The 11502-nt window shown below is 65.0% G+C and carries 10 protein-coding genes and 1 pseudogene; 8 read left to right on the forward strand and 3 right to left on the reverse strand.

What is annotated here, in order from left to right:
• Positions 1-16 precede the first annotated feature (16 nt).
• Positions 17-262 carry a hypothetical protein gene (locus tag LH400_RS21350; RefSeq protein ID WP_229155374.1) on the reverse strand — a complete coding sequence of 82 codons (246 nt, stop codon included), beginning with the start codon at positions 260-262 and terminating at the stop codon, positions 17-19.
• A 188-nt stretch (positions 263-450) separates the two neighbouring features.
• On the opposite strand from LH400_RS21350, the gene guaB reads away from it, so the two are divergent.
• Positions 451-1959, forward strand: coding sequence for an IMP dehydrogenase (gene guaB / locus LH400_RS21355; protein WP_229155376.1), 1509 nt, complete (start codon positions 451-453; stop codon positions 1957-1959).
• Between the two features lie 10 nt (positions 1960-1969).
• Positions 1970-2413: an MAPEG family protein gene (locus LH400_RS21360; RefSeq protein ID WP_229155378.1), complete on the forward strand. Its 444-nt coding sequence runs from the start codon at positions 1970-1972 to the stop codon at positions 2411-2413.
• A gap of 58 nt (positions 2414-2471) precedes the next feature.
• On the opposite strand, the gene LH400_RS21365 is transcribed toward LH400_RS21360, so the two are convergent.
• Complete coding sequence (locus tag LH400_RS21365) at positions 2472-3416, reverse strand: hydrogen peroxide-inducible genes activator (protein WP_229155380.1); 945 nt, start codon at positions 3414-3416, stop codon at positions 2472-2474.
• A 107-nt stretch (positions 3417-3523) separates the two neighbouring features.
• On the opposite strand from LH400_RS21365, the gene LH400_RS21370 reads away from it, so the two are divergent.
• The 6 genes and pseudogenes from LH400_RS21370 (at position 3524) to LH400_RS21395 (ending at position 11011) form a co-directional block, all read left to right on the forward strand.
• Entirely contained in the window at positions 3524-5026 is a 1503-nt protein-coding gene (locus LH400_RS21370) for a catalase (protein ID WP_229155382.1), read from the forward strand.
• A 342-nt stretch (positions 5027-5368) separates the two neighbouring features.
• Positions 5369-6676 (forward strand): RsmB/NOP family class I SAM-dependent RNA methyltransferase, encoded by a 1308-nt coding sequence (locus tag LH400_RS21375; protein ID WP_229155384.1) that lies wholly within the window; start codon positions 5369-5371, stop codon positions 6674-6676.
• The gene (locus LH400_RS21380; RefSeq protein ID WP_229155386.1) at positions 6673-7122 is read left to right on the forward strand and encodes a TspO/MBR family protein; all 450 of its coding nucleotides are present in this window, start codon (positions 6673-6675) and stop codon (positions 7120-7122) included. Before LH400_RS21375 ends, LH400_RS21380 begins: the two co-directional genes overlap by 4 nt.
• A 53-nt stretch (positions 7123-7175) precedes the next feature.
• Positions 7176-7838, forward strand: a complete 663-nt coding sequence (locus LH400_RS21385) for a 5'-methylthioadenosine/S-adenosylhomocysteine nucleosidase (RefSeq protein WP_229155388.1) — start codon at positions 7176-7178, stop codon at positions 7836-7838.
• A gap of 66 nt (positions 7839-7904) precedes the next feature.
• Entirely contained in the window at positions 7905-9461 is a 1557-nt protein-coding gene (gene guaA, locus LH400_RS21390; protein WP_229155390.1) for a glutamine-hydrolyzing GMP synthase, read from the forward strand.
• Positions 9462-9755: 294 nt separating this feature from the next.
• A pseudogene (locus tag LH400_RS21395) lies at positions 9756-11011 on the forward strand (tyrosine-type recombinase/integrase).
• Here the strand turns inward: LH400_RS21395 and LH400_RS21400 are convergent.
• Positions 10977-11261, reverse strand: a complete 285-nt coding sequence (locus LH400_RS21400; protein ID WP_229155392.1) for a helix-turn-helix transcriptional regulator — start codon at positions 11259-11261, stop codon at positions 10977-10979. The pseudogene LH400_RS21395 and the gene LH400_RS21400 sit on opposite strands and share 35 nt — an antisense overlap.
• Positions 11262-11502: the final 241 nt, after the last annotated feature.

The following is an 11502-nucleotide window of genomic DNA, read 5'->3' on the forward strand; positions in this document are numbered from 1 at the left end:
CGGCCTTGCTGACGCATCACCGCGAACAGCCGATCTCCTGCATGATCGCGACGATCTCGGCGCGCGAGCCGCAGACGTTCTCGCACGGTATGCCGTCATTGTCGCCGTCGGCCCGAGGATGGCGGCCTGCACACCATGCGATCACTGCCTCGCGGCAGTTCGAATAGCTCTTGCAGCTCGCGGCGAGGCCTTCGTTTGCCGTGGCTGCGGCAAGAAGAATCGCGAGGAAGATCGAGCGCCTGCCGGAGTGGTAACCTCTCATTGCAAAGCCCGTGAAGATTTGCAACCTTGGCGGGCTCTCTAGCGGCCGGGCGTCTCCGTGTCCACCACCGGCGGACGGTGCGTCCGCATCCTCATCTTTCCAATGTCACCCGGGCGTGCTAGCAGCCCTTGCCATCCTTTTGCGGCGCGGCAACGGCGCCGGGGACTGCATCTTCCGGAAGGACTGGCATGGCCCGCATCATTGAAACCGCCACTGGCGGCATGGCTCTCACCTTCGACGACGTTCTGCTTCAGCCGGGTCACTCGGAAGTGTTGCCGGGCCAGGTCGACGTGCGGACCGCGATCACCAAGACGCTGAAGCTCAACCTCCCGATTCTCTCCGCGGCGATGGACACGGTCACCGAGGCGCGACTCGCCATCGCGATGGCGCAGGCCGGCGGGATCGGCGTGATCCACCGCAACCTTACTCCTGCCCAGCAGGCCGAGGAGGTCCGTCAGGTCAAGAAGTTCGAAAGCGGCATGGTGGTCAATCCGGTCACCATCGGACCGGAGGCGACGCTCGGGGATGCCCGGGCGCTGATGAAGCGGCACAACATCTCGGGCATCCCGGTGGTCGAGAACGCCGGTGCGGGCGGCCAGGTGAAGGGGCGGCTGGTCGGCATCCTCACCAATCGCGACGTGCGCTTTGCCACCGACGATAGCCAGCACATCCACGAGCTGATGACCAAGCGCGATCTGGTGACCGTGCGCGAGACGGTCGACCAGGAGGAAGCCAAGCGGCTACTCCACCAGCACCGCATCGAGAAGCTGCTCGTCGTCGACGACAGCGGGCACTGTATCGGCCTGATCACTGTCAAGGACATCGAGAAGTCCCAGCTCAATCCCTTGGCCGCCAAGGACGCCCAGGGTCAGCTGCTCGTCGGGGCCGCCACCAGCGTCGGCGACGACGGCTTCGAGCGGGCCGAGCGGCTGATCGACGCGGGGATCGACCTCCTCGTCATCGATACGGCGCACGGCCATTCGCAGAAGGTTCTCGACGCCGTCGAACGGGTGAAGCGCCTGTCGAACCAGGTGCAGGTCATCGCCGGCAACGTCGCGACCCCGGACGGAACCAAGGCGCTGATCGATGCCGGCGCCGATGGCATCAAGGTGGGCATCGGGCCCGGCTCGATCTGCACGACCCGGATCGTCGCCGGCGTCGGCATGCCGCAGCTCTCGGCGATCATGGGCGCTGCCGAGGCGGCGGACCGTCAAGGCATTCCGGTGATCGCCGATGGCGGCATCAAGTTTTCCGGCGATGTCGCCAAGGCGCTCGCCGCCGGTGCTGCGGCCGCGATGATCGGCTCGCTTCTGGCCGGCACGGACGAAAGCCCGGGCGAGGTCTACCTCTACCAGGGGCGCTCCTACAAAGCCTATCGCGGCATGGGGTCCGTCGGAGCGATGGCGCGGGGGTCTGCCGACCGCTACTTCCAGGCCGAGGTGCGCGATTCGCTGAAGCTCGTCCCCGAAGGGATCGAGGGCCAGGTCGCCTATAAGGGCCAGGTCGGAGCGGTGCTGCACCAGCTCGCCGGCGGGCTTCGCGCGGCGATGGGCTATGTCGGTGCGGCCAACCTGCAGGAGTTCCGCAAGCGGGCCGAATTCGTCCGGATTTCGAATGCGGGTCTGCGCGAGAGCCACGCGCATGACGTGACGATCACCCGCGAAAGCCCGAACTACCCAGGAGGATTTGGCCTGTGAGGCCGCCGCGATGACCGGCAACATCGCGATCTTCTGGCCGATGATCGTGCAGGCGGGGCTGACGCTCGCCGTCTACCCCGTCCTGATGATGCGCCGGCAGCGCGGGTCCGGCGGCGACAACGCCGCCTTCGCGCGTGCGGCAAACGGCCTCGATCAGGCCGGGCCGGGATATATCGCGGGCCGCAATCTCGCCAATCAGTACGAACTACCGGTCTTGTTCTTCGCCGTCTGCCTGTCGCTCTACGTGACGAACGGCGCGACCTGGTTCGTCGTCGTCCTGGCCTGGGTGTTCGCTTTATCGCGGCTGGTCCATGCGGCGATCCATCTCGGACCCAACATCGTGCCGCTTCGAGGAGCCGCCTTCGGCATCGGATATCTCTGCGTCGGCGTCCTGTGGCTTCTCCTGGCCTGGCACGTCTTCAACGTCGGAGCCGTCGTCGGCGCTCCCGCCTGATCGCGACAGGGCCGCTTCTCGTCGTCCGTCCCTCGTCGAACGTCCGCCTGTCGGTCGTTCAGGTGCGGGGCGAGGGATCCGCCGGCTCCCGCGTCTCGAACGAGCCGGGTTGGGGTTCGGCGAGGACGCGACGCAACAGGTCCGCCAGCGCCTCGAAATCCCGCCGCCGCACGCTCGACTGGCGAAAGGCGAGGGCGATCGTGCGGTGCGGCGCCGGCTGCTCGAACGGCAGGATGGCGATGCCGCCGCCGCGCGTCTCGTCGGCCACCGCCATCTGCGGGATGAGTGTCGCGCCGAGCCCGCCCGCCACCATGCGCAAGATTGTGTTGAGCGAGGTGGCGCCGAGGGCGGCGAGCTCGCTCGGATCGGCGATCCGGCAGATCTCCATGGCCTGCGCCCGCAGGCAGTGGCCTTCCTCCAGGAGAATCAGCCGCTCCTGTCGCAGCGCCGCGAGCGGCACCGGGGTGCGCAGCCGGCCGGCATCGGCCTCCGGCAGGGCAAGAAAGAAGCGGTCGTCGAAGAGCACGATCGTTTCCAGGCCGGCCCGCTCGACGGGAAGTGCGACGACCGCGCAGTCGATCTCGCCGCCGGTCACATCCTCTACAAGGCGGTCGGTGAGACTCTCGCGGATTTCGCATTCGAGCTCCGGGCGCTCGCGGCCGAGCGTGGCGAGGAAGCGCGGCAGGAGATAGGGAGCGACCGAGGCAATGATGCCGAGCCGCAGTTTCCGGCTGAGGACGCCGTCTCCCGCACTGGCGAGGCTTTCGAGGTCGGCCACCTCTGCGAGAATACGCCTGACCCGCTCGCCGATCAGAATGCCGTCTCCTGTCGGTGTGATCCCGCTCGCCGCGCGCTGGAACAGGGGGCCGCCGAAAAACTCTTCCATCTGCGCGATCTGCGCCGACAAGGCGGGCTGGCTGATGTTGAGCCGTTTGGCCGCCCGGCCGAAATGAAGAGTCTCGCTGAGGGCCTGGAAATAGCGGAGCTGTCGGAGGGTGATCATCGCGATAGGATAATCCGATCGCGAGCCCTTGGAAATACGATTGGCGATTATCGGCCCGATCCGTATTATGCGGCCTGGAAAGATTCCAAACGCGAAGGGAGGCCATGATGGCTGATCGCCCGAGATTGACGACGACGAGCGGCGCGCCGCTGTCGAGCAACCAGAACTCCAAGACGGTGGGCCCGAACGGTCCGGTTCTCCTGGAAGACTACCAGCTCATCGAGAAGCTGGCGCATCAGAACCGCGAGCGCGTGCCCGAGCGCGTCGTCCACGCCAAGGGTTGGGGCGCCTACGGCACGCTGACGGTCACCGAGGACGTCACCAAGTACAGCCGCGCCAAGGTGTTCAAGCCCGGCTCGAAGACCGACATGTTCGCCCGCTTCTCGACCGTTGCCGGCGAGCAGGGCGCGGCCGACGCCGAGCGTGACGTGCGCGGCTTCTCGCTGAAGTTCTACACCGAGGAAGGCAACTGGGACATCGTCGGCAACAACACGCCGGTGTTCTTCGTCGCCGACCCCTACAAGTTCCCCGACTTCATCCACACGCAGAAGCGCCATCCGCGCACCAATCTGCGTTCGGCGACGGCGATGTGGGACTTCTGGTCGCTCTGCCCGGAATCGCTTCACCAGGTGACGATCCTGATGTCCGATCGCGGCATCCCGACCGACCCCAGCCGGATGAACGGCTACGGCTCGCACACCTTCTCGCTCTGGAACGACAATGGCGAGCGCTTCTGGGTGAAGTTCCACTTCAAGACTCAGCAGGGCCACGCCCACTTCGTGAACGAAGAGGCCGAGAAGGTGATCGCGAAGTCGCGCGAGAGCTATCAGGAAGCCCTCTACGGCATGATCGAGGACGGCCGCTACCCGAAGTGGACCATGTTCATCCAGGTGATGCCAGAGGGTGAAGAGGAACAGTTCGAGCAGAAGACCGGCTGGTCCGCCTTCGACCTCACCAAGGTCTGGCCGCACTCGATGTACCCGCTGATCAAGGTCGGCGAGATGGAGCTGAACCGCAACCCTGACAACTACTTCGCCGAGGTGGAGCAGTCGGCCTTCAACCCGTCCAACGTCGTGCCGGGCATCGGCTTCTCGCCGGACAAGATGCTGCAGGGCCGCCTGTTCTCCTATCCGGACGCGCATCGCTACCGCATCGGCACGCATTATGACGCGCTGAAGGTCAACAAGCCGAAGAGCCCGGTGAACCACTACCACATGGGCGGCGAGATGACCCTCGGCCTGGCAACCAACCCGGATGCCTATTACGAGCCGAACTCGTTCAACGGCCCGGTCGAGGATCCCTCAGTCCAGGAGCCGCCGCACCGGTACGCCGGCCAGGTCGGCCGCCACGACTACCGCGGCACGGCAGACCATTACTCGCAGCCGCGCGCCCTGTTCGAGCTCTTCGACGACGGCCAGAAGCAGCGCCTGTTCCACAACATCGCCGGCGCGATGCAGGGCGTTCCGCAGTTCATCGTCGACCGGCAGCTTGGGCATTTCGACAAGGTTCATCCGGATTACGGTGCGGGCGTTCGCAAGGCGATTGCCGAGCAGAGCCGTGACGACGCCGAGGCAAGCCTGTCGACCAGCCACAGCGCCGCGGCCGAGTAGGCCTTCCTCAATGTTGGGGCCGTCCGCCGCCGCTTGGTTCGGCGGACGCGGGAGGGCCGGGAGCGATCCCGGCCCTTCCTGATTCCGATGGCGGCAATCCGCCATGGAGAATTCAGGCCTCGAGGTCCTCGGGCTATTGGCCTCGCTGACGCCCTGCCTGAACGCGACCTTGCCGGAGGCGACACGCACTGTTCGGCACCCGGATCGACGTCCGTCACGCGGATCGAACGCGACGAGACTTGACCGCAGCGTCGCAGGCCTCGAAACGAGGCCGATCGGAAACTGCGCACTCGGAACGTCGCAGCGCGGGCGCGGCTTCGTGAGACACGATAGGAACATTTCATGCGACTCGGCGGCCGCCTCTCGGCAGCGATCGACATCCTCTCCGACATCGAGACGCGTCGGCGCCCGGTCGCCGATGCACTGAAAGACTGGGGCCTCTCGCATCGCTTCGCCGGGTCGGGGGATCGGGCGGCGATCGGCAACATCGTCTACGACGCGCTGCGCCGGAAGCGCTCATTCGCCTTCCGCATAGAGGATGATGGCGCGCGAGCGCTTGCGGTTGCGGCTGTGCTGGATGGCTTCGCCATGGAACCGGACGATCTGGCACGAGCGCTCGAGGGCGACCGTTTCGCGCCGGACCTGCCGTCTGCGGACGCCTTCGCCGCCTGGCGAACGCGCGATCTCGCTGTGGCGCCGGACGCCGTGCGCGCCGACGTTCCTGACTGGCTCGCCGAGTCTTTGGCGTACGCCTTCGGTGAAGACTGGATTGCCGAGGCCGCGGCACTGTCCGATCGCCCGCCGCTCGATCTTCGGGTAAACACGCTCGCGGCCGATCGCGCCAAGGCGCTGAAGGCGCTCGCGCCCTTCAAGGCGGAGGCGACCGCGCTCTCTCCGACCGGTGTCCGGATCGCGCCGATCGCGCGCGACGGGCGGCATCCGAACGTGCAGGTCGAGGCGGGTTTCCAGAAGGGCTGGTTCGAGATCCAGGACGAGGGTTCGCAGATCGCGGCCCTGTTGGCGGGCGCGCGGCCGGGCGAGCAGGTGCTCGATCTGTGCGCCGGCGCCGGCGGCAAGACCCTGGCGCTTTCGGCGGCGATGGAGAACACCGGCCAGATCCATGCGACCGATTCCGATCGCCAGCGCCTCGCGCCGATCCACGAGCGGCTGAAGCGGGCAGGGGCCCGCAATGTGCAGGTTCACGATCCCCGTGACGACCTGTCCGATCTGCAGGGCCGGATGGACCTGGTTCTGGTGGATGCGCCCTGCACCGGCACCGGCACCTGGCGCAGGCGCCCAGACGCCAAGTGGCGGCTGTCGGAGGCGGCGCTCGCAAGGCGCGTGGAAGAGCAGGATGCGGTGCTCGATGAGGCCCGGCGCTTCGTCAAGCCCGGCGGACGCCTCGCCTACATCACCTGCTCGGTCCTCACCGAGGAGAATGCAGCGCGCATCGCCGCCTTTCTCGGGCGGGAAGGGGGCAGCGGATTTGGGGTCCGCGACGCCGAAGCGAGATGGCAGGCGCTCGTCCCACAGGAAGAAGCAGGCCGGCGCCGCCTCGTGCCGCTCGAAGGCGGCGGTCAGGCCATCGCGCTGACACCGCTTCTGTCGGGAACAGACGGCTTCTTCTTCGCGATGCTGGAACGGCGATGACCCGGCGCCTCGCCCTGCCGTTCTTTCTCCTCGTCACCGTTGGCGGAGGGGCGCTGCTCGGCCTCGTCGTCGATACCGGCAGCTGGTTCCAGGGGCTGGCGAAACCTGTCTTCAATCCGCCCGACTGGGTCTTCGCGCCGGTCTGGGGAACGCTCTACATCCTGATCGGGATCGCGGGCTGGCGGGTCTGGCGCGTGAGCGAGACCCGCCTGCAGCGGCTCTGGTGGCGGCAGCTTACGCTCAACTTTGCCTGGCCTCCGATCTTCTTCGCCGCACATCTTCTGGCCGGCGGTCTTGTCGTGATCCTTGCGCTTCTCGCTGCGATCATCGCCTTCATGGCGGCATCCTGGCGGCACGAGAGGGTCTCGGCTCTCCTGTTCGTGCCCTATCTCGCCTGGGTCGCCTATGCCTCGCTCCTCAACGGCGCGATCTGGTGGCTGAACTGAGCCATGAGCCAGGAAGCACGCTCGCCGGCACCGGCTTCGCCCAAGGTTTCCTCATGAGTGATCTCGACCTGTCCAAACTCGACTGTTCCCTCAAGACGCTGGCCGGCTGGAAGGTCCTGTTCGTCATGGCCGCCGAAGCCGAATACGGGCCGGAACTGACGGCACGGATCCGCCCGCTGATGACCGGCGTCGGACCGATCGAGGCGGCGCTCGGCACGGGGATAGCCCTCCACGCGCTGGAGCTTGCGGGCCATCGGCCGGATCTTGTCGTCTCCCTCGGCTCGGCCGGATCGCGCGTCCTTGAGCAGGGGGAAATCTATCAGGTCGGCTCGGTTTCCTGGCGCGACATCGACGCATCCCCCCTGGGCTTCACCAAGGGCGTCACCCCCTTCATCGACCATCCGGTCGAAACGGAGCTGCCGACCCCGATCCCGAGCATCGCCGCCGCGCGACTGTCGACAGGTTCCGATATCGTCACTGGACTCAAATACCGGGTCATCGACGCCGACATGGTGGACATGGAGACCTTCGCCGTTCTCAGGGCCTGCCAGAGATTCCAACTGCCGCTGATCGGCCTGCGCGGCATTTCCGACGGGGCGGCAGACCTTCACCACTACGACGACTGGACGACGCTTCTCCATGTTCTCGACGCCAAGCTGGCCGATGCCGTGGACCGGCTGGAAGTCGCGCTGGAATCCGGCCTTCTCGCCGTCTGAGGGAGTGATGGCGCCGCAGCGCAAAAACCTGTTTCCTCAGGGGTGGAATTTCACTATCAGTCCGCCATGACAGCGCATCCTGACACCGTCCTCATCATCGACTTCGGATCCCAGGTCACCCAGCTGATCGCACGGCGCGTGCGCGAAGCCGGGGTCTATTCCGAGATCGTCCCGTTCCAGCTCGCCGAGAACGCCTTTGCCCGGCTGAAGCCGAAAGCCGTGATCCTTTCCGGCTCGCCGGCCTCGACCGGCGACATCGGCGCGCCGCGGGCGCCGCAGGCGGTGTTCGACGCGGGCATCCCCGTCCTCGGCATCTGCTACGGCCAGATGACGATGTGCGTGCAGCTCGGCGGCCGCGCCGAGCCCTCGACCCACCGCGAATACGGCCGCGCCTTTCTCGATATCGAGAAGAGCTGCGCCCTGTTCGACGGTCTCTGGCCGGAGGGGACGCGCCACCAGGTCTGGATGAGCCATGGCGACCGCGTGATCGACATGCCGCCGGGCTTTGAGATCTTCGCCCGTTCCCCGGGCGCCCCTTACGCCGTCTTCGGGGACGAGGCGCGGCGCATGTACGGGCTGATGTTCCATCCGGAGGTGGTTCACACCACCGACGGCGCCAAGCTGATCGCGAATTTCGTGCACCGCGTGGCCGGACTGACCGGCGACTGGACAATGGCCGCCTTCCGCGAACAGGCGATCGCCGAGATCCGGAAGAAGGTCGGAGACGGCAAGGTGATCTGCGGCCTGTCCGGTGGCGTCGATTCCTCGGTCGCAGCCGTTCTGATCCACGAGGCGATCGGCGACCAGCTGACCTGCATCTTCGTCGACCACGGCCTCCTGAGGATGAACGAGGCGGAGGAGGTCGTCGGCATGTTCCGCGACCACTACAACATCCCGCTCGTCCACGTTCAGGCGCAGGATACGTTCATCGACGCGTTGGAGGGCGAGAGCGATCCGGAGGTCAAGCGCAAGACGATCGGCCGCCTGTTCATCGAGACCTTCGAGGCCGAAGCCAAGAAGATCGGCGGCGCCGATTTCCTCGCCCAAGGCACGCTCTATCCGGACGTGATCGAGAGCGTTTCCTTTTCCGGCGGCCCCTCGGTCACGATCAAGTCGCATCACAATGTCGGCGGGCTGCCCGAGCGCATGAACATGAAGCTCGTGGAGCCGCTGCGCGAGCTGTTCAAGGACGAGGTCCGCGAGCTTGGCCGCGAGCTCGGACTTCCGGACCGATTCGTCGGGCGCCAGCCCTTCCCGGGGCCAGGGCTCGCCATACGCTGCCCGGGCGGCGTCACCCGCGACAAGCTCCGCATCCTGCGAGAAGCCGACGCGATCTATCTGGAGGAGATCCGCAGGGCCGGGCTCTACGACGCGATCTGGCAGGCCTTCGCGGTGCTTCTGCCGGTCCAGACGGTCGGCGTGATGGGCGACGGGCGAACCTACGAATTCGTCTGCGCGCTGCGCGCCGTCACCTCTGTCGACGGCATGACGGCGGATTTCTATCCCTTCGACATGGAATTCCTCGGCACGACGGCGACGCGGATCATCAACGAGGTCAAGGGCATCAACCGCGTCGTCTACGACGTAACGAGCAAGCCCCCGGGCACGATCGAGTGGGAATGATTCAGACCCATCCGAACGCGGCCGATTTTACGCTGCGATACGACTTAACGCACTGAAAACAAAAATAAATTCTTCCTATGCCTATCGACATCTATCGGTGGGCATAGATGGCGTTCGGCGGCCTCGCTGACGGGCCTCGCCCCCATTGATCAACCGGAAAAACGAAAGTACCGTCAAGAGCAATGAGGCTCATGACGGTACTTTTTTTGATATAATACGCTGAAATATAAGCGTTTTGCGTGCCAACGGCCTCCAAAAACCGCGTGACGTTACTTTTCCGCGAGGAGACCCGAAATGTTGACCGATGCAGAGCTTAAGTGTCTGAACCAAAAGCGAAAATGTACAAGGTATCTGATCGTGACGGCATGTATGTGCGCGTCGCACCGTCGGGCGCCATCTCGTTCAGGCTCGACTATCGGCTGAACGGCAGGCGGGAGACCGTCTATCTCGGTAGGTATGCCCGCGACGGAATATCGCTCGCCAGGGCTCGAGAGCTATGCATCGATGCGCGCCGGGCGATTGCCGAAGGGCGGTCCCCCGCCATCGAGAAGCAGCGGGAGAAGCGCCGGATCAAGGAAGCAAAGAGCTTCGGCCAGTTCGGCGAGAAATGGCTGACCAACGCGACCATGGCTGATAGCACCCGCGCGATGCGCCGCTCCATCTTTGAGCGCGAACTCATGCCCGTCTGGCGGAATCGTCTCCTGACAGAGATCACTCCCGATGATCTGCGCGCTCACTGCGGCAAGATCGTCGAACGGGGAGCACCAGCGACCGCTATCCACGTGAGGGATATCCTGAAGCAAATCTACGGCTTCGCCATTCTCCACGGTGAGAAGGTCCCCAACCCGGCCGATGACGTCGGCCCGGCCTCGATCGCCACCTTTACGCCAAAGGACCGCGCGCTTTCACCCACCGAGATCCGCATCATGTTCAGGCAACTCGAGCATGTTGCGACGTTGCCGACGATCCGCCTCGGCATGAAGCTTTATCTCCTCACCATGGTTCGGAAAAGTGAGTTGCAGGATGCGGTGTGGGACGAGATCGATTTCGACAACGCTGTCTGGACAATCCCGAAGGAGCGCATGAAGCGATCAAAGCCGCACAACGTCTACCTGTGCCGGCAGACGTTGGACATCATGATTGCGCTCAAGACCTGCTCCGGCAACTCCCGATACCTGTTACCGTCCCGGTACGACGCAGACGCGCCGATGTCGCGCGCGACCTTCAATCGGGTCACCTATGCCGTCGTCGAACAGGCCAAGAAGGAGGGGCTGCCGCTGGAGCCTTTCACGGTCCATGATCTGCGGCGGACGAGCTCGACTCTGCTAAATGAGCTGGGCTTTAACAGCGACTGGATCGAAAAGTGCCTGGCGCACGAGGACGGGCGTTCATCGCGCGGCGTTTACGACAAGGCCGAGTATGAGGTGCAGCGCCGGCATATGATGCAGCAGTGGGCAGATACCGTGGACGCCTGGATCGACGGCCGGAAGCATGCACCTACGCTTCTGCCGCCAGCTATGCCTGTGATGGAGCTTGATCCCGCCCTTTGACAGGTCGGGTTTTGCGCTTGGTGACGTCAGGGTGCTGTGCTCGACGGATCGGGGCAGCCCGCCGTGCCATCAGCCAGGCCTCGACCTCGGCGAGGTCCCAAACAATACACCGTGGCGAAAGCGCGAACCGACGGGGGAACTCGCCACGTTGTTCCGTTTCATAAATCGTGCTGTCAGCCATCGGCACCATCTCGCGCAACTGTTGCCGCCGGATTGTTCGCCTGATTTGGGGAGTTTCGATCTTCGGCATTCTCAATCTCCTGCAGTGCTGAGGCGATTGAGAACGATAGCTCTTGATACCGGAAGACCCTTTGAAATGCCGTGCGGTGTTATCGGGCAATAGCGTACAAATCGGCGGGTTCTCCCTGATTGGTTCCTCGTCCGTGAAGAAGGCTCGCTAAGCGGCGACGGCGGTTTCATGGGTTCCGAACAGGCTGATGATCGCGATCTGGAGGAAGGCGACAAAAAGCTTCAGCCAGGCGAGGATGCGG

The organism is Jiella soli (assembly GCF_020615385.1).
Classification (GTDB): domain Bacteria; phylum Pseudomonadota; class Alphaproteobacteria; order Rhizobiales; family Rhizobiaceae; genus VKMB-3413.